The organism is Paraburkholderia hiiakae (assembly GCF_904848665.1).
Taxonomy (GTDB): Bacteria; Pseudomonadota; Gammaproteobacteria; order Burkholderiales; family Burkholderiaceae; genus Paraburkholderia; species Paraburkholderia hiiakae.
The window spans coordinates 558208-579927 of sequence record NZ_CAJHCQ010000001.1; the positions used below are offsets into that span (position 1 = coordinate 558208).

The following is a 21720-nucleotide window of genomic DNA, read 5'->3' on the forward strand; positions in this document are numbered from 1 at the left end:
TCCATATTGTGTGACAGCAAACATCTGGAGATAAGCGCCCGGTCTCTGCCGCCCCCGCACGCGCGGACGGCGCAAACGTGGCACACTCGCAGCCCGTTGGTCGCGCACGCAAGCGCCGCCTGACTGCCAGACCCAGCGGCTTACCCACCGGCGCAGGCCCGCGACTCGTTGCGGCACGCCGCCGGGCGCGTTTGGTAACATGGCGCGAGGCGCTGTCAGCACCTTCCGGCATGCGCGCCGCCGTCGCGCGTCCTTCGTTCACGTCGTTTTGCGTTACCTGCCCGCATGGCCCAGGACAAACTAATCGCGTGTCACGATTGCGACGCGCTCTACCGCAAGCCGCGGCTGCTCGGCCGCCAGACAGCGCGCTGCTCGCGCTGCGGCGCCACGCTCTACAGCAGCGCCGCGTCCCAGCTCGACCGCATCTGCGCCATCACGGTCGCTGCGCTCGTCACCTTCATCATCGCCCAGTCGTTCCCGATCATCGAGCTCGATGCGAACGGTATCACTACGGAGTCGAGCCTGTTCGGCGCCCTCGTGGTGCTCTGGCACGAGGACATGGAGGTCATCTCCGTAATCGTGTTCTGCGCAACCACCCTCTTTCCGCTCACGGAGATGGTGGCGCTGCTCTACGTCCTGCTGCCGGTGCGGCGCGGCTTCATTCCACCAGGCTTCGACTACGTGCTGCGCGCCATCCAGTTCGTGCGGCCCTGGGGCATGCTCGAGGTGTTCATGCTGGGCGTGCTCATCACCATCGTGAAGATGGTGAGCCTCGCGCGGGTCATTCCCGAGACCGCGCTCTTCGCCTTCGGCGCGCTCACGCTGATGTTCACCGTGGTCGTCACGTTCGATGCGCGCACGCTCTGGGACATCGCCGACAGCCTGCGCGACGCCGCACGCGCGGCGCGCGAGGGCGGCACGGATCCGAACGGGCAAGCTGGCGACTCCGGCGGCTCCAGCGGTCCGCAAGCGCCGCGCCCGCCGTCGCCGGCCGCGCCCCACCCGCTCGACGAGCCCGAGATCCGCGAGCCCGGTGCAAGTACGCAAGACCCGGCGCCGCCGCGCGGCGGCCCGCTCCCCAAGGGCCCCCGATGAAATACCAGACCGCCACCGACGCCGGCTACGTCTCCTGCCACGCCTGCGGGCACGTGCAGCCACACGAGCGCGAGCGCCAGCACGTGCGCTGCGCACGCTGCGGCTCGCCCGTGCACGAGCGCAATCCGGACAGCATCATGCGCACGTGGGCGCTCCTCATTGCCGCGGCGCTGCTCTACATCCCCGCGAACCTGCTGCCTGTGATGCATACGGCCTCGCTCGTCGGCGACGAAGACGACACCATCATGAGCGGCGTGGTCTACTTCTGGACGTCGGGCGACTGGCCGCTCGCCGTGATCGTCTTCATCGCGAGCATTCTCGTGCCGATGCTCAAGCTCTCGGTGCTCGCCCTGCTCGCCTTCACCTCGCAGCGCGGCTCGAAATGGCGGCCCGTCGAACGCACCAAGCTCTACCGGCTTGTCGAATTCATCGGGCGCTGGTCGATGCTCGACGTGTTCGTTGTCACGCTAACCGTCGCGCTGGTACGCTTTCAGTCGCTTGCGGTCATCACGGCGGGCCCCGGCGCGATCGCGTTCGGCTCGGTCGTGATCCTGACGATGATCGCCTCGATGCAGTTCGATCCACGCCTGATCTGGGATCCGGTGGACGAAGACAAACACAAACCTGCGCAACACTCACAGGATCAACCCCATGAATAGTCCGAAAGGACCGACCCCGCCCAATCTGCCGGAGCCGGAGATCGTCAAGCCGCGGCGCTGGCTGCCCTCGCTCGTCTGGATCGTGCCGATCGTCGCGGCGCTGATCGGCGTGGCGCTCGTCGTGAAGTCGGTCGCCACGCGCGGCCCGACCATCACGATCAGCTTCACGAGCGCCGAAGGGCTCGAGACCGGCAAGACCAAGGTCAAGTACAAGGACGTGGACATCGGCTCGGTGCGCGCGATCAAGCTCTCGCCCAACCTTTCGCATGTGATCGTCACGGTCGAGCTCACCAAGGACGCCGAACGATTCGCCGTCAAGGACAGCCGCTTCTGGATCGTGCGCCCGCGCATTGGGGCAAGCGGCGTCTCGGGCCTCACCACGCTGCTCTCGGGCTCGTATATCGGCGCGGATGCTGGCCGCTCGCAGGACTCGCAAAGCGATTTCGTCGGGCTGGAAGCGCCGCCTGCCGTAACCATCGACGAAAAAGGCCATCGCTATACACTGCACAGCGCGACACTCGGCTCGCTCGACATCGGTACGCCAATCTTCTATCGGCGCATCCAGGTGGGCCAGGTGACAGCCTATTCGCTCGACAAGGACGGTACGGGTGTCACGGTGCAGGTATTCGTGAGCGCGCCCTTCGACCAGTACGTGGGCACCAACACGCGCTGGTGGCACGCGAGCGGCGTGAACGTGCAGCTCGATTCGAACGGCATCAAGGTCAACACGCAGTCGCTCGCTACGATCGTGGTGGGCGGCCTCGCGTTCCAGGCCCCGGCTGGGCAGTCCATGGGCCCGCAAGCGCCCGACAACGCCACCTTCTCGCTCGCCTCCGACGAGAGCGAGGCGATGCGCGAGCCGGACGGCGCGCCGCAACGCGTGGTCATGTACTTCAACCAGTCGTTGCGCGGTCTTTCGGTGGGCGCGACGGTCGATTTCCGCGGGATTGTGCTCGGCCAGGTGACCGACATCGGCATCGAGTACGACCCGAAACAGCACAACTTCACGATGCCGGTGACGATCGACCTCTACCCGCTGCGCCTGTCGCGCCGCATCCGCGGCGAAGCGCCCGCGCCGCATACGCCGCAAAGCCAGGAACTGATCAAGCGGCTCGTCGCGCGCGGCCTGCGCGGCCAGTTGCGCACCGGCAATCTGATCACGGGGCAGCTTTACATCGCGCTCGACATCTTCCCGAAGGCGGGCGCCGCGACGGTCGACTTCAACCATGATCCGCTCGAACTGCCCACCGTACCGAACTCGCTCGAGGAACTGCAACTGCAGGTGGCCGACATTGCGAAGAAGCTCGATCAGATTCCGTTCGACAAGATCGGCAACAACCTGAACGAGTCGCTCAAGAACGCCAACCAGTTGTTCGGCAAGGTGAACGATCAGATCCTGCCGCAACTGCAAGGCACGCTCGACCAGGCGCAGAAGACCTTCAACGCCGCGCAGTCCACGCTGCAGCAGGATTCGCCGCTGCAGTCCGACGTGCGCCAGGCGATGCAGGAACTCACGCGTACGCTGCAATCGCTCAACGCGCTCTCCGATTACCTGGAGCGCCATCCCGAATCGCTACTGCGCGGCAAATCTGGAGACAAGCCATGACGTTCCGACGAGTCCCCTCCCTTGCCACGCTCGGCGCGCTTCTCGTGGCAGCCGCGCTGGCAGGCTGCAGCTCGCCCGCCAGCCGGTTCTACACGCTCAGCCCGACTGACGACACCGCTCGCACCACCGCCGCGCCCAGCGCGGGCAACGCGCAATGGCTGATCGAGCTGGCGCCGGTGGATGTTCCGCCGCAGGTCGCCAAGGCGCAGATGGTCGTGCAAACCGACGCTAACCAGGTGCGCGTACTCGAGCAGGAGCGCTGGTCCTCGATGCCCGGCGACGAGATCCGCCGGGCACTCTCGGGTGACCTCACGCAGCAGCTCGGCACCATCGACGTGTACGGCTCGCCGCATCCCGAGGGCGTGCCCGTGTACCGCGTGAGCGTGAACGTGCAGCGCTTCGAATCGTGGCCGGGCTCGCATGCGCTCATCGACGCCGTGTGGAGCGTACGCGCGCTCGACACGCAAACGGTCCTGACCTGCCGAAGCGTGCTCAACGAGAAGGTGGGCGACGGCTACGACGCGCTCGTCATCGGCCATCGGCAAGCGGTCGAGGCGCTCTCGCAGTCGATCGCGAGCGGCGTGCGCGCGCTCGCGGCCGCACCGCGCGTGAGCGCGCAAGCGAATGGCGCGAAGGCTGGCGCGCGGGCGAAGCCGGCGCCGAGCATCGCCTGTCCGCAGATGGCGGCCGCCGGCGGCTGAGTGGGCGGTGTGCCGCTGACGCGGACCTGCGGCGTACCGGATCCCTACGCTCCGAAGGCGATCGGGAGCCAATAAAAAAACCCGCGCGCGGCGCTTGCGGCGCAGGGGCAAGTGACGATGCAAATGGCGGCCAAATGCAGGCATTGAGCGCTCTCCCGCAGCGAACGCGCCATGCAGGCCTGGCCGCCCCCGCAACCCGCGTACAATAGCGCCTTCCCCGCAGCGTCCCATCCTCCTTCATGTCTTTCGATTTCTTTGCCCCCTGCCCGCGTGGCCTCGAAGCCGCGCTCGCCGCCGAACTGGCCGAAACGGCGCAACGGCGCCTGCCGCCCGGCGCACTCCAGGTCGGCGCCGAGGTGCCCGGCGGCGTGCATTTCCGCGGCAACTGGGCCGGCGGTATCGCCGCCAACCTGCATTCGCGCATTGCGAGCCGTGTGCTGCTGAAGATCGCCCAGCGCCCGTACCGCAGCGAACAGGACATCTACGCGCTCGCGCGCGAGCAGCAGTGGGAGAAGTGGTTCTCGGCGAACGAGACGATCCGCATCGACATCACCGCGATCAAGTCGCCGCTGCGCAGCCTCGAATTCGCCACGCTGCGCGTGAAGGATGCGATCTGCGACCGCATGCGCGATAAGTCCGGTGCGCGCCCCAGCGTCGATACCGCCTTTCCCGACGTGCGCGTCTTCGCCTTCCTCACGGCGAACGAGTGCACGCTCTATCTCGACACTTCGGGCGAGCCGCTCTTCAAGCGCGGCTGGCGTCTGGACAAGGGCGCGGCCCCCCTGCGCGAGAACCTCGCCGCGGGCATCCTGCGCCTCACGGGCTGGACACCCGGCACGCCGCTCTATGACCCGATGTGCGGCAGCGGCACCTTCCTCGCGGAAGCGGCGCAAGTCGCACTCGACATCGCGCCTGGGCTCGATCGCCGCTTCGGCTTCGAGTCGCTCAAGCAAGCCGACATGGCAGCGTGGCGGCACCTCAAGAGCGAGGCGAACACCGCACGCAATCTCGCGCAAGGCAAGACCGGCGATCTGCTGATCTACGGCAGCGACATCTCCGACGTCATGCTGGAAAAGGCGCGCGCGAACTTCAAGCGCGCCGGCTTTGGCAACGTGTCGCTCAAGCAGCTCGACGCGCGCAACATGACGGCGCCCTCGGCTGCGCCCGGCATTCTCGTGGCGAATCCGCCGTACGGCGAGCGTATCGAAGTGCGGGGCCGCAATGCGCGCGGCGAGGTGCGCCCGACGGCGCGCGAGCTGCGCGGCGACGATGACGAAGGCTTTCGCCGCGCCAAGGACGAGGCGCCCGACGCCGAGTTCTTCCAGGCGCTCGGCGACGCGCTCAAGCAGCGCTTCACAGGCTGGCGCGCCTTCGTCCTCACCTCGGACCGCAAGCTGCCGGGCCAGTTGCGCCTGCGCGAAGCCGCCAAGACGCCGCTCTTCAACGGCGCGCTCGAATGCCGCCTGTTCCGCTTCGACCTGATCGCGGGCAGCGTGCGCCAGCGCCCAGCCAGCGGCGGCGCGAACCCCGCCGCCGGTAACGACGACGCCAACTGACATTGGCAAACGCGCACGGCGGGTGACGTTTTCACCCGCCGCCGCGCCGCGCGTGGCTCAGCTCTGCGCCACCGCAGGCGCGCCTGGCGCGTTCAGCGCCAACGGATACCCTTCGTACTCCGGAAACATCTTCGGCAACGTGAACGCCGGCATCGAATAGCGCGAAAAGCAGCGCGACGTCGAAGCCGGATGGATCAGGTGCAGACAGCTCGCCTGCGTGTCGTCCGCGGCGAGCACCTTGCGGCCCGCTTCGACAATACGGCGGATAAAGCTCTCGTCTTCGCTCAGGTCGATATCGTCGAAGCGCGCCTCCTCAAAAAGCGCCTTGCGATACACGTACGAGAACCCGTAGAAAAGGATGAAGTCCGCGCCAATCTTCATCTTGTCGTGGAACTCGACCGTCGCGACGCTATTGCCAGTCAGCACATAGTGCAGCCCCACGCGTGCATTCAGGTCCATGTAGCCGAAGAACCGCGTATGCGGCGCGAACATCCAGAAGGTCGAGAGCTTCAAGAGGTCCGCGCCGTTCTCCTCCAGCATCCGCACCATGCCGGCGAGATAGTGGGAGGCGTAGTGGTCGTCGTCGTCGAAGTGGGCAATCAGCGCGCCGTGCGCCTCGTTGACGAGAAAGTTGCGTTTGCCTCCAATCGACATGCGCGTTTTCGACCAGTAGTAGCGCACGCGCGCGTCGGTCTTCGAGAGCGCGCTCAGGAAGGCGCTGGGTTGCGGGCTATCGTCGAGGATGAGCCATTCCCAGGCCACGCGCTGACGCTGGATGCAGCGCCAGATAGCCGGCAGAAAAGCTTCGCGGTTGCCCGTGGGCGTGATGATCGAGACGGTGGGAGACATGCGAGTGCGGGGATTTTGAACCCCTCGATTACAGCAGAGACGCGCCGAAGTCTCTCTCGAAAAGATTCGAATCCGCCGCCGAAGCGCGCGCGGCGCGGCGCGCCAAACCTACTGACAACACGCTGTCAGCAGCCCCCTGGCACACTGCTTCTACGCCATCCGGCGAGGCTGCCACCGCCCGGCTGCCGCCATTCACAGTCCGCCGTTGCCTTCGAGGAGTGCATCGTGTCTACCGATCTGTCCCGTGTGATCTCGTGGTTCGAAATTCCCGCGCACGACCTGGAGCGTGCCGCCCGTTTTTACGAAACCGCCTTCGACACCGCGCTGCAGCGCGACGTGGTCGGCGGCGTCCCGATGGCGCTCTTCGCCCACACCGATACTGAAACCGGCGGGTGCATCGTGTTCAATCCGCATGACGCGAAGCCCGACCCGAAGGGCGTGCTCGTGTACCTGAACGCGCAGCCTTCGGTCACGGCTGTGCTCGACCGCGTGGAAAAGGCCGGCGGCAGACAGCAGGGGCCCGCTGTCGAGTTGCCGAACAACTACGGCTACATCGGCTTCTTTATCGATACCGAAGGCAACCGCGTCGGTCTGCACGCACCGAAGCTCGGTTGACCGCCGCCGGGCGCTGCGCGCGCGCCCGGCGCTATCATCCGTGCTTATCCAGATCACCGCGCCGATCACCGCGCCCGCCTTCGCGACCGCCCAGCCATGACCCGCCGCGCCGACCGCCTTTTTCGCATCGCCGAACTGCTGCGCGGCCGGCGTCTCACCACCGCGCAGCAACTGGCCGACTGGCTCGAAGTCTCGCCGCGCACGGTCTATCGCGACGTGCGCGACCTGCAGCTCTCGGGCGTGCCCATCGAAGGCGAGGCGGGCATTGGCTACCGGCTCGCGCGCACAGCGAGCCTGCCGCCGCTCACCTTTACCGCCGACGAACTCACCGCGCTCGCCGTGGGCGCGCGCATGGCCGAATCGTGGGGCGGCGCGGCGCTTGCGAGCGGCGCTCGCGGCGCGCTCGCGAAGATCGCCGCGGCCATGCCTGCGGAAAAGCGCGCCGTGCTGGAACGGCTTGCCGTGTTCGCGCCGGCCTATCACATGGATCACGCGTTCTCGGACAAGCTCGACGCGCTGCATCGCGCCGTCGACACGCGGCTCGTCGTTCGCTTCGCGTACTGCGACCGCATCGGCGCGCATACGGAACGGCGCATCTGGCCGCTTGGGCTCGTCTACTGGGGCGCACAGTGGACCGTGGGCGCCTGGTGCGAAATGCGCGAGGACTTTCGCAACTTCAACATCGCGCGCATGGAAAACGTGGAAGTGCTCGAGCAGTTTCCCGATGTGAGCGGACGGCGGCTCGCCGACTATTTGCGCCGCGTGAATGCGCCGTCGCTGTGAGCGGTCTACGCACGCCGGAATTGAAAAAGGCGCGCATCGCTGCGCGCCTTTTGCGTGGGTTTGAAGCAAGCGGCGCTTACTCCACCGCTTTCACCATCTCCTCGATCACCTTCTTCGCGTCGCCGAACACCATCATCGTCTTGTCCATGTAGAACAGTTCGTTGTCGAGTCCCGCGTAGCCCGCCGCCATCGAACGCTTGTTGACGATGATCGTGCGCGCCTTGTACGCCTCGATGATCGGCATGCCCGCGATCGGCGACTTCGGGTCGTTCTTGGCCGCCGGGTTCACCACGTCATTCGCGCCCAGAACGAGCACGACATCGGTCTGGCCGAACTCGTTGTTGATGTCCTCCATCTCGAACACCATGTCGTAGGGCACTTCGGCTTCCGCGAGCAGCACGTTCATATGGCCCGGCATGCGGCCCGCCACCGGATGGATCGCATAACGCACGTCCACGCCCTTTTCGACGAGCTTGTCGGTCAATTCCTTGAGCGCATGCTGCGCGCGCGCCACCGCGAGGCCGTAGCCCGGAACGATCACCACGCTTTCCGCATTGCCGAGCATGAACGCCGCATCATCGGCCGAACCCGACTTCACCGGACGCTGCTCCTGCGCCCCACCCGCCGCCGCCGCGCCCGCCTCGCCGCCGAAGCCGCCCAGCAGCACGTTGAAGAACGAGCGGTTCATCGCGTGGCACATGATGTACGAGAGAATCGCGCCCGAAGAGCCCACCAGCGAGCCCGCGATGATCAGCATGGCGTTGTTCAGCGAGAAGCCGATGCCCGCCGCCGCCCAGCCCGAGTACGAGTTCAGCATCGAGACGACCACCGGCATGTCCGCGCCGCCGATCGGGATGATGATGAGCACGCCCAGCGCGAATGCGATCAGCGTCATGATGATGAACGGCAACCACGACTGCGTGATGAAGAACAGGATACCGAAGCCGATCATGCCGATCGCGAGCATCAGGTTGATCAGATGCTGGCCCGGATAAACCACCGGCGCGCCCTGGAACAGGCGGAACTTGTACTTGCCCGAGAGCTTGCCGAAGGCTATGACCGAACCGCTGAACGTGATCGCGCCCACGAACGTGCCGATGAACAACTCGATGCGGTTGCCGTACGGCAGGAAGCCCGGATACGGCGCGTCCTCTGCAACCAGCCCGAACGCTGCCGGTTCAGAGACGACCGCATACGCAATGCACACCGCCGCCAGACCGATCAGCGAGTGCATGGCCGCGACGAGTTCGGGCATCTTCGTCATCTCGACGCGCGCGGCGACAAAGGCCCCAAGGCCACCGCCCACCACGAGCGCCCCGAACAGCAGCGCAAGACCAAGCCCGAGATTCGAGCCAAACTGTGCGGACTCCTTCGTGATCAGCGCAAGCGTGGTGAGGATGGCAATGGCCATCCCGACCATGCCGAACATGTTGCCGGCGCGCGCGCTCTTCGGATTCGACAGCCCCTTGAGCGCCTGAATGAAGCAGACCGACGCCACCAGATAAAGCAGCGTAACGACGTTCATGCTCATTTACGCGCCCTCCTTGGCCGGACTGGAGAGCTTTTTCGGCTCCTTCTTGCGGAACATCTCCAGCATTCGCCTCGTGACGAGGAACCCGCCGAACACGTTCACGGCCGCAAGCAGCACGGCAAACGTGCCGAAGAACTTGCCCGCGCCGCCCACGGTCAGGCCTGTGGCGAGCATCGCGCCGATGATCACGATCGCCGAGATCGCATTGGTTACGGCCATGAGCGGCGTATGCAGGGCGGGCGTGACGTTCCAGACCACGTGATAGCCCACATACACGGCCAGCACGAAAATGATCAGGTTGATGACGGTATGGTTGATGACTTCCATTCCTGTTCTCCCCTTTATGTCTTGCGCGTGACCTGACCGTCTCGGGCCAGCAGCGTGGCCGCGACGATGTCGTCCGCGAGATCGATGTTGAGCGTGGCTTCCTTCGTGACGATGAGCTTCAGGAAGTCGAGCAGGTTGCGCGCGTAGAGGGCCGATGCGTCGGCGGCGACCATCGACGCGAGGTTCGTGTAGCCGCAGATCTGCACGCCGTGGTGTGTCACCACCTTGTCGGCTTCGGTGAGCGGGCAATTGCCGCCGCGCCGCCCCGTCGCCTCGTCGGCGATCGGGCCGCGTCCTGCGGCAAGATCGATCACCACCGAGCCCGGCTTCATCGCCTGCACGGTTTCCGAAGGCAGCAGCGTAGGCGCGTCTCGGCCTGGAATCAGCGCGGTCGAGATGACGATGTCCGCCTGCTTCGCGCGCTCGTGCACCAGCGCCGACTGCCGCGCGAGCCAGGAAGGCGGCATGGGCCGTGCGTAGCCGCCCACGCCAACGGCGGCTTCCCGCTCCTCATCGGTTTCGTAAGGCACGTCGAGGAATTTCCCGCCGAGCGACTCGATCTGCTCTTTCACGGCCGGGCGCACGTCCGAGGCTTCGATCACCGCACCCAGGCGCTTCGCGGTCGCGATGGCCTGCAGCCCCGCCACGCCCGCGCCGAGAATCAGCACGCGCGCGGCCTTCACCGTACCGGCGGCGGTCATGAGCATCGGCATGAAACGCGGATAGAGCGTCGAGGCCACCAGCACCGCCTTGTATCCGGCGATGTTGGCCTGCGACGACAGCACGTCGAGGCTTTGCGCGCGCGTGGTGCGTGGCGCGGCTTCCAGCGCGAACGCCGTCACGCCTGCCTCGGCCAGCTTGGCGGCGTTTTCCGTATTAAAGGGATCGAGCATGCCGACGAGCACCGCACCGCGCTTCATGAACGGCAATTCGCTGACGGTTGGCGACTGGACCTTGAGCACGAGGTCCGCGCCGAAGGCGGCGGCCGCGTCGGCGACCTGTGCGCCTACCGCCGTGTACGCCTCGTCGAGATAGCTCGCGCCGGCGCCCGCGCCGGCCTGGATCGTGACCGTGTGGCCCTGGGCGACGTACTTCTTGACTGTCTCCGGCGTCGCGGCCACGCGGGTTTCGTTCGCCCGTGTTTCTGCGGGCACTCCGATATGCATCGTTGTTTCCTCCTCGACCTTCTTGTTCTAGGTGTTCTGGCTCGAATCGAGCGAAGGGAGGCCGACAAACGGCGTTCAAGCGTCGGCATCCACTGCAACGGCAAACGACGGCACCACTTTAACCGAAAGCAGCGGCGGCTTTGTAGCGGGAATTGCCCGCTTTTGTGCGATGCACACAACACGTTGTCTCGTCCGACCGGACGGTCGGCAGTGCCAGGCGAGCCGGGCATGCGCCCCGCCGTTGTCCGACCCGGGGGCCCGATCCGGCCCCGGGCAGCGTTCGCGCCGTCCCGGTAAAATACCGGCCCATGAATGAGGAAACCTGGGCACCCCACGTCACCGTGGCCGCGATCGTCGAGCGCGACGGGCGTTTTCTGCTCGTCGAAGAGCACACGCCAGCCGGCCTGCGTCTGAACCAGCCCGCCGGCCATCTGGAAGCGGGCGAAACGCTGCACGAGGCGGTGGTGCGCGAAACGCTCGAGGAAACCGCGCACATGTTCACGCCTGAAGCGCTCGTCGGTGTGTATATGACGCACTTCGGCAAGCCGGGAGAAAGCGGTGCGACGTATGTGCGCTTCACGTACTGCGGCAGTGTCGCGGCCGAGCCGGAAAACCGCGCACTCGATCCTGACATCGTGCGCACGGTGTGGATGAGCGCCGACGAACTGCGCGCGGCGAGCGAGCGCCATCGCACGCCGCTCGTGATGCGCTGTGTCGACGATTACCTCGCAGGCAAGCGCGTGCCGCTGGATTTCATCCAGACGCACGCGACGGCGCCCAAGGTAGCACCCAAGATGAACTAAGGCAGCAACGAAATGAGCAAACGTAAGGTCGTGGTAGGCATGTCGGGCGGCGTCGATTCGTCGGTGACCGCATGGCTGCTCAAGGAGCAGGGGTTCGACGTCGTCGGTCTCTTCATGAAGAACTGGGAAGACGACGACGACGGCGAGTACTGCTCGACGCGCCAGGACTGGATCGACGTGGTATCGGTCGCGGACCTGATCGGCATCGACGTGGAAGCCGTGAACTTCGCCGCCGAATACAAGGACCGCGTGTTCGCGGAGTTCCTGCGCGAGTATTCCGCGGGCCGCACGCCGAACCCGGACGTGCTCTGCAACGCCGAGATCAAGTTCAAAGCCTTTCTGGACCACGCCATGTCGCTCGGCGCGGAAACGATCGCCACGGGCCACTATGCGCGCGTTCGTCAGAACAACGAGCGTGACGGTCGTTTCGAACTGCTGAAGGCGCTCGACCACACGAAAGATCAGTCGTACTTCCTGCATCGCCTGAACCAGGCGCAGCTTTCGAAGACGATGTTCCCGCTCGGCGAGATTCCGAAGACAAAGGTGCGCGAGATCGCCGAGAAGATCGGCCTGCCGAACGCGAAAAAGAAGGATTCCACAGGAATCTGCTTCATCGGCGAGCGGCCGTTCCGCGACTTCCTCAACCGCTATCTGCCGACCCAACCCGGCCCGATGATGACACCCGACGGCCGGGTCGTGGGCGAGCACATCGGCCTCGCGTTCTACACGTTCGGGCAGCGCAAGGGCATTGGTCTTGGCGGCAGCAAGGATGGCAGCGGAGACCCATGGTTCGTGGCGGGCAAGGACATGGCTTCGAACACGCTCTACGTCGTGCAAGGCCACGATCATCCGTGGCTGCTCGCGCACGAACTGCGTGCGGGCAATGTGAGCTGGGTGGCGGGCGAGCCGCCGGCGCAGGACCATGCGTGCGGCGCGAAAACGCGCTATCGCCAGGCCGATGCGCCCTGCTCGTTCCATACCGCAGACGAATTCGGCGCGGGCCAGTTCACGCTGCGTTTTCCCGATGCGCAATGGGCCGTGACGCCCGGCCAGTCTGCGGTGCTCTATGACGGCGACGTGTGCCTGGGCGGCGGCATCATCGAAGCGGTGACGACGCTCGCGCCGCACGTGCCCGCGGTACTGCCGCCTGAAGCGCCGAAGAAAAAGAAGCGCGTACCGCGCAAGAAGCCCGCCGCGGCCACGACCGCGTGACGCAAGCAACGTCAGGCAAAACGTAAGAAAGCACCGCGCGGCGCCTTGGGCGCCGCGTTTTTTTGCAGACTTTCGACGCCTGCCAGGCGCCGCTCAAACGGCATGCCCGCTTCCCTGCCAGATTCACGAACTTGCGGCATCATTCCCGCAAGCCGCGCCCAGCGACCGCGCGGCTGACGCGCACCGCCCCTTCACGAGAGGAGAGCCCAAGGGCGCGCATTAAATCAAGTTCGAGGAGTTCCCCAATGTTTTCCCGACGTTATCTCGCCATGTGGGGCGCGGTGCTGCTGCTCGCGGCCTGCGTCGCCGCGGCTGCTCTCCATCACCTGTCGTGGTACTGCGTGATCGTGCCCGTGCTGCTCGTCGCGCTCGGCCTCTATGACATGTTCCAGGAGCGCCACGCAATCCTGCGCAACTACCCGATCTGGGGCCATCTGCGCTTTCTGTTCGAGTTCGTGCGGCCCGAGATCCGCCAGTACTTCGTCGAGGACGACACCGACGAAAAACCGTTCTCGCTCGCTCAGCGCAGTCTCGTCTATCAGCGCGCGAAGAACGCGGTGGACAGCCGCCCGTACGGCACCGAACTCGACGTAAAGGCCGTGGGCCACGAATGGATCAGCCATTCGCTCGCTCCCACGAAGCTCGCAGGCAGCGACTTCCGCGTGCTCGTCGGCGCAAACCGCGCGCAACCGTACTCGATGTCGATCTTCAACATCTCGGCGATGAGCTTCGGCGCGCTCTCCGCGAACGCGATCCGCGCGCTCAACATGGGCGCGAAGAAAGGCGGCTTCGCGCACGACACAGGCGAAGGGTCGATGTCGAAGTATCACCGCGAGAATGGCGGCGACATCATCTGGGAGATCGCCTCGGGCTACTTCGGCTGCCGCAACGACGATGGCACCTTCAGCGCCGAGAAATTCCAGCGCCTTGCGAGCGAGCCGCAGGTGAAGATGATCGAGGTGAAGCTCTCGCAAGGCGCGAAGCCCGGCCACGGCGGCATGCTGCTCGCCGCGAAGGTCACACCCGAGATCGCCGAAACGCGCGGCATTCCCGTCGGCCAGGATTGCGTCTCGCCCGCGCGCCACTCGGAATTCTCCACGCCGCGCGGGCTGCTCGAATTCGTCGAGCGTCTACGCAAGCTCTCGGGCGGCAAGCCCACGGGCTTCAAGCTGTGCATCGGGCATCCGTGGGAGTTTTTCGGCATCGCCAAGGCGATGCTCGAAACCGGCATCCTGCCCGACTTCATCGTCGTGGACGGCGCGGAAGGCGGCACGGGTGCGGCGCCCCTCGAATTCACCGACCATATCGGCACGCCGCTGCAGGAAGGGCTGCTCCTCGTGCACAACACGCTCGTGGGCATCGGCCTGCGCGACAAGATCAGGATCGGCGCGAGCGGCAAGATCATCACCGCGTTCGATATCGCGCGCACGCTCGCGATCGGCGCGGACTGGGTGAACTCGGCGCGCGGCTTCATGTTCGCCGTGGGCTGCATCCAGGCGCAGAAGTGCCATTCGGACCGCTGCCCCACCGGTGTCGCCACGCAAGACCCCGTGCGCCAGCGCGCGCTGAACGTGCCGGACAAGGGCGAGCGCGTCTTCAACTTCCATCACAACACGCTGCACGCGCTGCAAGAGCTGATTCAGGCCGCGGGTCTTGCGAGCCCATCGGATCTGCGCGCGCATCACATCGTGCGGCGCGTGTCGTCGTATGAGGTGCAGTTGATGTCGGAACTGCTCAAGTACCTGAAGCCCGGCGATCTGCTCGAAGGCCGCTATCGCTATCAGCTGTATGAGAAGTGGTGGCCGGTCGCGCGCAGCGATTCGTTCGCGCCGGCGGAGGAAAAGATCGTCTGAGGAAGACGATTCGCGCTGCTGCGCGACGCTCACGAAAACGCCCGACGGCACGCCATGCCGTCGGGCGTTTTCACATCGACTGCCTGCCTGTGAACTGCTGATTAGCCTTGCGGCACCGTGTCGACGAACGACTGGCGCTGCGAGAGCTTCTCAAAGTGGCGCGCGAGATTCGGATGCGCTTCGCGCCAGTTCAGCTCCGGCATGCGGAAGTCGAGATAGCCGAGCGCGCAGCCCACGGAGATATCCGCGATCGTGTAGCGGTTGCCTGTGCACCACGGATTGCCGTCGAGTCCCTTGGCCATCGCGGCGAGACCTTCGTGGATCTTGCGCTCCTGGCGCTTCACCCACGCCTCGCTGCGCTGCTCCGGCGTGCGTTGCGTGCCTTCGAGGCGGATCAGCACGGTGGCGTCGAGCATGCCATCGGCGAGCGCCTCCCAGCAGCGCACTTCAATACGCTCACGGCCTGCGGGCGGAATGAGCTTGGCCACGGGCGAGAGCATGTCGACGTACTCGCAGATCACGCGCGAGTCGAACACGGCCTCGCCGTCGTCCATCACGAGACACGGAACCTTGCCGAGCGGGTTGAAATCGTGAATCGCCGTTTCCTCGCCCCACACGTTCTCGAGCACCAGCTTGTAGTCGATTTTCTTTTCAGCGAGCGTGATCCGCGCCTTGCGGACATACGGGCTGCCGAGCGAACCGATAAGTTTCATACCACCTGCCTTTTCTGGAATCCGGCCGAAGTATACGTTGGATTCGCATTTTTCTGACGTGCCACCTGTTGCGGTGCAGGATTTTTCCTACAAATGATGTAGGCAGGAGACAACCCCCGGCGGCGGCGGCGCGTGCCGAGGATCGCCGCGAGCGCGCGCGTCCGTGTGTAGCCAGCGCTACAATCTCGCGATGGACTCGACCCTCAAGCACAGCGCCCCGGCCGCCTCGAGCGAACCCCACCCAGCCGCCAACGTGGCCGACGCAGCCGACATGCAGCGCGGCCCCGACGGCGGCGCGGCGCTCTATCGCGCGCGCCGCGAACGCGTGCTTGCGGCGCTGCGTGCGCAAGGCGGTGGCGTCGCGCTCGTGCCGACCGCGCCCGAAGCGCTGCGCAATCGCGACGCGGACTATCCCTATCGGCACGACAGCTACTTCTACTACCTCACCGGCTTCACGGAGCCCGAGGCGCTGCTCGTGCTCGACGCGAACGCGGGTGAAAACCAGCCTGCGGCGATCCTGTTCTGCCGCGCGAAGAACGTCGAGCGTGAAACGTGGGAAGGGTTTCGCTTCGGTCCCGACGCCGCGCGCGAAGCGTTCGGCTTCGACGCCGCCTTTCCCTTCGACGAACTCGATGCGCGCATCCCGCAGCTCATCGCGAACCGTCCGGCGCTGCACTACGCGCTCGCGGCTTCCGGGCGCTTCGACGCGCAGGTGAAGCGCTGGATCGATGCGGTGCGTGCGCAGGGGCGCAGCGGCGTCACCGCGCCAGCCGCCGCGTACGACCTGCTGCCGCTGCTCGACGACATGCGAGTGATCAAGGACGCGCACGAACTCGACACGATGCGCCGCGCGGCGAAGATCTCGGCGCTCGCGCACGTGCGCGCGATGCAGACGTGCCGGCCCGGCATGCGCGAATACGAGATCGAAGCGGAGCTGCTCTACACGTTCCGCAAACACGGCGCGCAGGCGCCGGCCTACGGCTCGATCGTCGCGGCAGGCGCGAACGCATGCGTGCTGCACTACCCTGCGGGCAACGCGGTGGCGCGCGAGGGCGACCTCGTGCTCATCGACGCCGCGTGCGAGTTGAACGGCTACGCCTCGGACATCACGCGCACATTCCCCGCGAGCGGCCGCTTCACGAGCGCGCAACGCGAGCTTTACGACATCGTGCTCGCCGCGCAGCAGGCTGCCATCGACGCCACGCGCGCCGGCGTGAACTTCGAGGCGCCGCACGACGCCGCGGTGCGTGTGCTCGCGCAGGGGCTGCTCGATACCGGCATCGTCGACCGCCAGCGCTATGCGAGCGTCGACGACGTGATCGCCGAGCGCGCCTATGCGCGCTTCTATATGCATCGCACCGGGCACTGGCTCGGCATGGATGTGCACGACGCGGGCGATTACCGTGAGCGTGGTGATCGTGGCGTTGCGGCGAGCGCCGACAAGCCGGACGCTGCGCCGCCCTGGCGCACGCTGCGCCCCGGCATGACGCTCACGATCGAGCCGGGCCTCTACATCCGCGCGGCCGAGGACGTGCCTGAGCGCTACTGGGACATCGGCATTCGCATCGAGGACGACGCCATCGTCACCGAAACGGGCTGCGAGCTGATCACGCGCGGCGTGCCCGTTGCCGCCGATGAAATCGAAGCGCTGATGCAGGACGCGCAGCACGGCGCCTGACCCAAGCGCAGACGCGAACGCGCGAAGATTCCACACGAAGCGAAGCAAACGACATGAACGCAGTTTCCGGCAGCGCGAACGACACTTCCACCGGCGCGAACGCGCACGCCCATTTCGATCACGATGTGACGATCGTCGGCGCGGGGCCGGTGGGTCTCGCGCTCGCGGGCTGGCTCGCACGGCGCAGCGCCACGCAAGGGCTCTCGATCGCGCTGATCGACGCGCGCGAACCCGAGGACAGCGCCGGCGACCCGCGCGCCATTGCCGTTTCGCAGGGCAGCCGCACGCTGCTCCAGGCGCTCGCGTGGCCGCGCGACGCCACGCCCATCGAGCGCATCCATGTTTCGCAGCGCGGCCATTTCGGGCGCACGCTGATCGACCGCCACGACTATGACTTACCCGCGCTCGGCTACGTGGCGCGCTATGGCGCGATTGTTCAGGCGCTCGCGGACGCCGTGCGCGGTACGCACGTGCACTGGCTGCGTCACACGCAGGCGCACGATCCCGTCGTGGAGCACGACGGCGTGACGCTGCCGGTCGTGAGCGCGGGGGTCGAGCGGCAGTTGCGCACGCGCATCCTCGTGAACGCAGAAGGCGGCCTGTATCGCGCGCTGCCGCAACACGACACGCAAGACGATACGGACGAGGCCGACGTGAAAGCTGTCGTGCCGGCCGCCGAAACCAAACGCACGCGCGACTACGGCCAAACGGCGCTGGTCGGCGTGGTGACGCTCGCGGCCCCGCAGCCACACGTGGCGTGGGAGCGCTTCACGAGCGAAGGCCCCATTGCGCTCCTGCCGATGGGCGGCGTGCGCGGCGCGGACTACGCACTCGTGTGGTGCTGCTCGCCTGCGCAAGCCGAGCGCCGCGCGCAGCTTTCCGACGCCGATTTCCTCGCCGAGCTCGGCGTGGCGTTCGGCGCCCGCATGGGCCGCTTCACGCAAATTCACGGTCGCGCGGCGTTCCCGCTCGGCTTGAATGCGCTCGATGCGCTGGTTTCCGGTAACGGCCGCATCGCGGCGGTCGGTAACGCCGCTCAGACGCTCCATCCGGTGGCGGGCCAGGGCCTCAATCTCGGCCTGCGCGACGCCCACGCCCTTGCCGACTCCCTCGCGCAACACGGCGCCACGCCGCGCGCGCTCGCCGAGTTCGGGGGCCGCCGCGCGTTCGACCGGCGCATGACGATCGGCGCGACGGATACGCTCGCACGCCTGTTCACCGTCGATTTCGGGCCCCTCGCCACGCTGCGCGGGCTCGCACTCACTGCGCTCGAATTCGCACCGCCCGTGAAGACGGCGCTCGCGCGGCAGATGATGTTTGGACAGCGGAGTTGATGCGGCTAACTGAGGGTCGCATCACTTTTCTTTGCATGGCGCAACGCCATCCCGCAACAGGACCAGGGTCCGCGCTGCGCGACCTCGCATCCCGCTTACGCTAAAATACGCGTTTCCCCTTTTTCAAATACACGCCGTTCGCCGCGCCAGCCGGAATGCCATCCGGGTCGCGGCACCGGCCTCGCCCGCGTCATGTTCACTATCGGCCGTCACACCTTGCGTAATAATCTGTTCGTCGCCCCCATGGCGGGTGTCACGGACAGGCCGTTCCGCCAGTTGTGCAAGCGCCTCGGCGCGGGCTATGCGGTGTCCGAAATGGTCGCGTCCAACGCGCAGCTCTGGAAGAGCGAAAAGACCATGCGCCGCGCCAATCATGCGGGCGAAGTGGAACCCATCTCCGTGCAGATCGCCGGCGCCGATCCGGAAATGATGGCCGAAGCCGCGCGCTACAACGTGGCGAACGGCGCGCAGATCATCGACATCAACATGGGCTGCCCGGCCAAAAAGGTCTGCAACGTCGCGGCCGGCTCGGCGCTGCTGCAGAACGAGCCGCTCGTGGCGCGCATCGTCAAGGCCGTGGTCGACGCCGTGGGCGCGGGCCCGGACGCCGTGCCCGTCACGCTCAAGATCCGCACGGGCTGGGACCGTGACAATCGCAACGCGCTCACCATCGCGCGCATTGCTGAAGAAAGCGGCATCGCCATGCTCACCGTGCACGGCCGCACGCGCGCCGACCTCTATCACGGTGAAGCGGAGTACGAAACGATTGCCGCGGTAAAAGCCGCGGCACGTATTCCGGTGGTCGCGAACGGCGACATTACGTCGCCGCAAAAGGCGCGCGAGGTCCTCGCGCTCACGGGCGCCGACGCCATCATGATCGGCCGCGCGGCGCAGGGACGCCCGTGGCTGTTCCGCGAAATCGAGCATTTCCTCGCGACGGGAGAGCTGTTGCCGCCGCCGCGCGTGGACGAAATCCAGTCGATCATGAATGAGCATCTGGAGGACCACTACGCGTTTTATGGCGAATTTACGGGTGTGCGTACTGCGCGCAAGCATATCGGCTGGTACACTCGCGGCCTTTGCGGCGCCAATACGTTCCGGCACCGCATGAATACGCTGGACACCACGCGCGAGCAGCTCGTCGCCGTCAACCAGTTCTTCGACGAACAGAAGGCGCGCTCCGAGCGCCTCGTCTACGTCGACGACGAGAACAACGACAGCGACGGCAGCGACGAATCAACCGATCGACTGGCAGCATGAGCAAGCACAACATCGAACAATCCGTCCGCGAGAGCCTTGGCATCTACTTCCAGGACCTCGACGGCAGCAATCCGCACGACGTCTACGACATGGTGATGGCGTGCGTCGAAAAACCGATGCTCGAGGTGGTGCTCGAGCAGGCAGGCGGCAATCAGTCGCTGGCCGCCGAGTATCTCGGCATCAACCGCAATACGCTGCGCAAGAAGCTCCAGCAGCACGGCCTGCTGTAACGCCGCTGCGCTTTACTGGACCTTCGGCGCGGACTCCTCGATCTATCGGCAACTCTCCCACATCATGATCAAGCAAGCGCTCATCTCCGTTTCCGACAAGGCAGGCATTGTCGACTTCGCGAAATCCCTCTCGGATCTCGGCGTCAAGATCCTGTCGACCGGCGGCACCGCGAAACTGCTCGCGGACGCGGGTCTTCCCGTCACCGAAGTGGCCGACTACACCGGCTTTCCGGAAATGCTCGATGGGCGCGTCAAAACGCTGCACCCGAAGGTGCACGGCGGCATTCTCGCGCGCCGCGACCTGCCCGAGCACATGGCCGCGCTCGAAAAGCACGACATCCCGACGATCGACCTGCTCGTCGTGAACCTCTACCCGTTCGTCCAGACGGTGTCGAAGGACGAGTGCACGCTCGAAGACGCGATCGAGAACATCGATATCGGCGGCCCGACCATGCTGCGCTCGGCGGCGAAGAATCATCGCGACGTGACCGTGGTGGTCGATCCCACGGACTACGCGAAGGTACTGGAAGAGATGCGCGCGAACGGCAACACCGTGGGCTACGCCACGAACTTCCGCCTCGCGACCAAGGTGTTCTCGCACACGGCGCAGTACGACGGCGCGATCACGAACTACCTCACGAGCCTGACTGATGCGCTCGAGCACAAGTCGCGCAACACCTACCCGGCCGTGCTGAACCTCGCGTTCGACAAGGTCCAGGACCTGCGCTACGGCGAGAACCCGCACCAGAGCGCCGCGTTCTACCGCGACCTCACGACGCCCGTCGGCGCGCTCGCGAACTACACGCAGCTCCAGGGCAAGGAACTCTCGTACAACAACATCGCCGACTCGGACGCGGCATGGGAATGCGTGAAGACGTTCGACGTCCCGGCCTGCGTGATCATCAAGCACGCCAATCCGTGCGGCGTGGCGATCGGCGCGAACGCGCTCGAAGCGTACTCGAAGGCGTTCCAGACCGACCCGACCTCGGCGTTCGGCGGCATCATCGCGTTCAACCGCGAAGTGGACGAAGCCGCGGCGCAGGCCGTTGCGAAACAGTTCGTCGAAGTGCTGATCGCGCCGTCGTTCTCGCAAGCCGCGAAGACCGTGTTCGCCGCGAAGCAGAACGTGCGTCTGCTGGAAATCGCGCTGGGCGATGGCCATAACGCGTTCGACCTGAAGCGCGTGGGCGGCGGCCTGCTCGTGCAATCGCTCGACGCGAAGAACGTGCAGCCGCACGAACTGCGCGTAGTGACGAAGCGCCACCCCACGCCGAAGGAAATGGACGACCTGCTGTTCGCATGGCGCGTCGCCAAGTTCGTGAAGTCGAACGCCATTGTGTTCTGCGCGAACGGCATGACGATGGGCGTGGGCGCGGGCCAGATGAGCCGCGTGGACTCGGCGCGTATCGCCAGCATCAAGGCCGAGAACGCGGGCCTGAAGCTCGCGGGCACGGCAGTCGCGTCGGACGCGTTCTTCCCGTTCCGCGACGGCCTCGACGTGGTGGTCAACGCAGGCGCGACCTGCGTGATCCAGCCGGGCGGCTCGATGCGCGACGACGAAGTGATCGGCGCCGCCGACGAGCACAACATCGCCATGGTGATGACGGGCATTCGCCACTTCCGTCACTGATCCTTGCGCGCGGCGCGTGAGCTGCGCGGTGAACTGCGCGTGACGCACCGCTTGAGCCGAGCCCGCCGGACGCATGTCCCGCGGGCTTTTTCTTTGCGCGGCGCGCCGTGTTCGCTAGC

19 protein-coding genes and 1 pseudogene are annotated in these 21720 nt (G+C 66.0%); 15 read left to right on the forward strand and 5 right to left on the reverse strand.

The window, feature by feature from the left end:
* The first annotated feature begins 285 nt into the window (after positions 1-285).
* From JMY28_RS02405 to JMY28_RS02425, 5 genes are all read left to right on the forward strand, one after another.
* Positions 286-1095, forward strand: coding sequence for a paraquat-inducible protein A (locus JMY28_RS02405; RefSeq protein WP_201694258.1), 810 nt, complete (start codon positions 286-288; stop codon positions 1093-1095).
* Complete coding sequence (locus tag JMY28_RS02410) at positions 1092-1754, forward strand: paraquat-inducible protein A (RefSeq protein ID WP_201694260.1); 663 nt, start codon at positions 1092-1094, stop codon at positions 1752-1754. Before JMY28_RS02405 ends, JMY28_RS02410 begins: the two co-directional genes overlap by 4 nt.
* The gene (locus JMY28_RS02415) at positions 1747-3360 is read left to right on the forward strand and encodes a PqiB family protein (protein WP_201694262.1); all 1614 of its coding nucleotides are present in this window, start codon (positions 1747-1749) and stop codon (positions 3358-3360) included. Before JMY28_RS02410 ends, JMY28_RS02415 begins: the two co-directional genes overlap by 8 nt.
* Complete coding sequence (locus tag JMY28_RS02420) at positions 3357-4061, forward strand: PqiC family protein (RefSeq protein WP_201694264.1); 705 nt, start codon at positions 3357-3359, stop codon at positions 4059-4061. Before JMY28_RS02415 ends, JMY28_RS02420 begins: the two co-directional genes overlap by 4 nt.
* Positions 4062-4300: 239 nt before the next feature.
* Positions 4301-5617, forward strand: a complete 1317-nt coding sequence (locus tag JMY28_RS02425) for a THUMP domain-containing class I SAM-dependent RNA methyltransferase (RefSeq protein ID WP_201694265.1) — start codon at positions 4301-4303, stop codon at positions 5615-5617.
* Between the two features lie 57 nt (positions 5618-5674).
* Here JMY28_RS02425 and JMY28_RS02430 read toward each other — a convergent pair whose 3' ends face one another.
* Complete coding sequence (locus JMY28_RS02430; protein WP_201694267.1) at positions 5675-6466, reverse strand: glycosyltransferase family 2 protein; 792 nt, start codon at positions 6464-6466, stop codon at positions 5675-5677.
* 225 nt (positions 6467-6691) lie between these two features.
* Here JMY28_RS02430 and JMY28_RS02435 point away from each other — a divergent pair, with 225 nt between their 5' ends.
* Both JMY28_RS02435 and JMY28_RS02440 read left to right on the forward strand, forming a co-directional pair.
* Positions 6692-7081, forward strand: a complete 390-nt coding sequence (locus tag JMY28_RS02435; protein ID WP_201694269.1) for a VOC family protein — start codon at positions 6692-6694, stop codon at positions 7079-7081.
* Between the two features lie 90 nt (positions 7082-7171).
* A pseudogene (locus tag JMY28_RS02440) lies at positions 7172-7864 on the forward strand (helix-turn-helix transcriptional regulator); the annotation flags it as partial.
* 76 nt (positions 7865-7940) lie between these two features.
* Here JMY28_RS02440 and JMY28_RS02445 read toward each other — a convergent pair.
* The 3 genes from JMY28_RS02445 to JMY28_RS02455 are packed head-to-tail and all read right to left on the reverse strand — an operon-like array spanning position 7941 to position 10888.
* Entirely contained in the window at positions 7941-9395 is a 1455-nt protein-coding gene (locus JMY28_RS02445) for an NAD(P)(+) transhydrogenase (Re/Si-specific) subunit beta (protein ID WP_201694271.1), read from the reverse strand.
* A complete protein-coding gene (locus JMY28_RS02450; protein ID WP_201694273.1) occupies positions 9396-9722 on the reverse strand; it encodes an NAD(P) transhydrogenase subunit alpha in 327 nt (108 codons plus the stop codon). It abuts the gene before it with no gap.
* Positions 9723-9736: 14 nt separating this feature from the next.
* Positions 9737-10888, reverse strand: a complete 1152-nt coding sequence (locus JMY28_RS02455) for a Re/Si-specific NAD(P)(+) transhydrogenase subunit alpha (RefSeq protein WP_201694275.1) — start codon at positions 10886-10888, stop codon at positions 9737-9739.
* Between the two features lie 308 nt (positions 10889-11196).
* Between JMY28_RS02455 and JMY28_RS02460 the strand changes: the two genes are divergently transcribed.
* The 3 genes from JMY28_RS02460 (at position 11197) to JMY28_RS02470 (ending at position 14756) form a co-directional block, all read left to right on the forward strand.
* Positions 11197-11691 carry an NUDIX hydrolase gene (locus tag JMY28_RS02460; protein WP_201694277.1) on the forward strand — a complete coding sequence of 165 codons (495 nt, stop codon included), beginning with the start codon at positions 11197-11199 and terminating at the stop codon, positions 11689-11691.
* Between the two features lie 12 nt (positions 11692-11703).
* Positions 11704-12903, forward strand: a complete 1200-nt coding sequence (gene mnmA, locus JMY28_RS02465; RefSeq protein WP_236596658.1) for a tRNA 2-thiouridine(34) synthase MnmA — start codon at positions 11704-11706, stop codon at positions 12901-12903.
* A 245-nt stretch (positions 12904-13148) separates the two neighbouring features.
* On the forward strand, positions 13149-14756 hold the full coding sequence (locus JMY28_RS02470; protein WP_201694279.1) for an FMN-binding glutamate synthase family protein: 1608 nt from the start codon (positions 13149-13151) through the stop codon (positions 14754-14756).
* Positions 14757-14857: 101 nt separating this feature from the next.
* Here the strand turns inward: JMY28_RS02470 and JMY28_RS02475 are convergent, their stop codons facing one another.
* On the reverse strand, positions 14858-15469 hold the full coding sequence (locus JMY28_RS02475; protein ID WP_201694280.1) for a glutathione S-transferase C-terminal domain-containing protein: 612 nt from the start codon (positions 15467-15469) through the stop codon (positions 14858-14860).
* Between the two features lie 271 nt (positions 15470-15740).
* Between JMY28_RS02475 and JMY28_RS02480 the strand changes: the two genes are divergently transcribed.
* The 5 genes from JMY28_RS02480 (at position 15741) to purH (ending at position 21601) form a co-directional block, all read left to right on the forward strand.
* On the forward strand, positions 15741-17147 hold the full coding sequence (locus JMY28_RS02480; protein ID WP_236596675.1) for an aminopeptidase P N-terminal domain-containing protein: 1407 nt from the start codon (positions 15741-15743) through the stop codon (positions 17145-17147).
* A 53-nt stretch (positions 17148-17200) separates the two neighbouring features.
* Positions 17201-18481, forward strand: a complete 1281-nt coding sequence (locus JMY28_RS02485; protein ID WP_201694282.1) for a UbiH/UbiF/VisC/COQ6 family ubiquinone biosynthesis hydroxylase — start codon at positions 17201-17203, stop codon at positions 18479-18481.
* A 192-nt stretch (positions 18482-18673) separates the two neighbouring features.
* The gene (gene dusB / locus JMY28_RS02490; protein WP_201694283.1) at positions 18674-19741 is read left to right on the forward strand and encodes a tRNA dihydrouridine synthase DusB; all 1068 of its coding nucleotides are present in this window, start codon (positions 18674-18676) and stop codon (positions 19739-19741) included.
* Positions 19738-19971, forward strand: coding sequence for a Fis family transcriptional regulator (locus JMY28_RS02495; RefSeq protein WP_201694284.1), 234 nt, complete (start codon positions 19738-19740; stop codon positions 19969-19971). Before dusB ends, JMY28_RS02495 begins: the two co-directional genes overlap by 4 nt.
* Before the next feature lie 64 nt (positions 19972-20035).
* Positions 20036-21601, forward strand: coding sequence for a bifunctional phosphoribosylaminoimidazolecarboxamide formyltransferase/IMP cyclohydrolase (gene purH / locus JMY28_RS02500; protein ID WP_201694285.1), 1566 nt, complete (start codon positions 20036-20038; stop codon positions 21599-21601).
* Positions 21602-21720: the final 119 nt, after the last annotated feature.

Bases quoted from the DNA above. Each gene is read 5' to 3' on its own strand.
- JMY28_RS02430 (WP_201694267.1), bottom strand. From the start codon at position 6,466: ATGTCTCCCACCGTCTCGATCATCACGCCCACGGGCAACCGCGAAGCT.
- JMY28_RS02460 (WP_201694277.1), top strand. From the start codon at position 11,197: ATGAATGAGGAAACCTGGGCACCCCACGTCACCGTGGCCGCGATCGTC.
- JMY28_RS02420 (WP_201694264.1), top strand. From the start codon at position 3,357: ATGACGTTCCGACGAGTCCCCTCCCTTGCCACGCTCGGCGCGCTTCTC.
- dusB (WP_201694283.1), top strand. From the start codon at position 18,674: ATGTTCACTATCGGCCGTCACACCTTGCGTAATAATCTGTTCGTCGCC.
- JMY28_RS02410 (WP_201694260.1), top strand. From the start codon at position 1,092: ATGAAATACCAGACCGCCACCGACGCCGGCTACGTCTCCTGCCACGCC.
- JMY28_RS02470 (WP_201694279.1), top strand. From the start codon at position 13,149: ATGTTTTCCCGACGTTATCTCGCCATGTGGGGCGCGGTGCTGCTGCTC.
- JMY28_RS02425 (WP_201694265.1), top strand. From the start codon at position 4,301: ATGTCTTTCGATTTCTTTGCCCCCTGCCCGCGTGGCCTCGAAGCCGCG.
- JMY28_RS02480 (WP_236596675.1), top strand. From the start codon at position 15,741: ATGCAGCGCGGCCCCGACGGCGGCGCGGCGCTCTATCGCGCGCGCCGC.
- JMY28_RS02495 (WP_201694284.1), top strand. From the start codon at position 19,738: ATGAGCAAGCACAACATCGAACAATCCGTCCGCGAGAGCCTTGGCATC.
- JMY28_RS02405 (WP_201694258.1), top strand. From the start codon at position 286: ATGGCCCAGGACAAACTAATCGCGTGTCACGATTGCGACGCGCTCTAC.
- mnmA (WP_236596658.1), top strand. From the start codon at position 11,704: ATGAGCAAACGTAAGGTCGTGGTAGGCATGTCGGGCGGCGTCGATTCG.
- JMY28_RS02450 (WP_201694273.1), bottom strand. From the start codon at position 9,722: ATGGAAGTCATCAACCATACCGTCATCAACCTGATCATTTTCGTGCTG.
- JMY28_RS02485 (WP_201694282.1), top strand. From the start codon at position 17,201: ATGAACGCAGTTTCCGGCAGCGCGAACGACACTTCCACCGGCGCGAAC.
- purH (WP_201694285.1), top strand. From the start codon at position 20,036: ATGATCAAGCAAGCGCTCATCTCCGTTTCCGACAAGGCAGGCATTGTC.
- JMY28_RS02475 (WP_201694280.1), bottom strand. From the start codon at position 15,469: ATGAAACTTATCGGTTCGCTCGGCAGCCCGTATGTCCGCAAGGCGCGG.
- JMY28_RS02445 (WP_201694271.1), bottom strand. From the start codon at position 9,395: ATGAGCATGAACGTCGTTACGCTGCTTTATCTGGTGGCGTCGGTCTGC.
- JMY28_RS02415 (WP_201694262.1), top strand. From the start codon at position 1,747: ATGAATAGTCCGAAAGGACCGACCCCGCCCAATCTGCCGGAGCCGGAG.
- JMY28_RS02455 (WP_201694275.1), bottom strand. From the start codon at position 10,888: ATGCATATCGGAGTGCCCGCAGAAACACGGGCGAACGAAACCCGCGTG.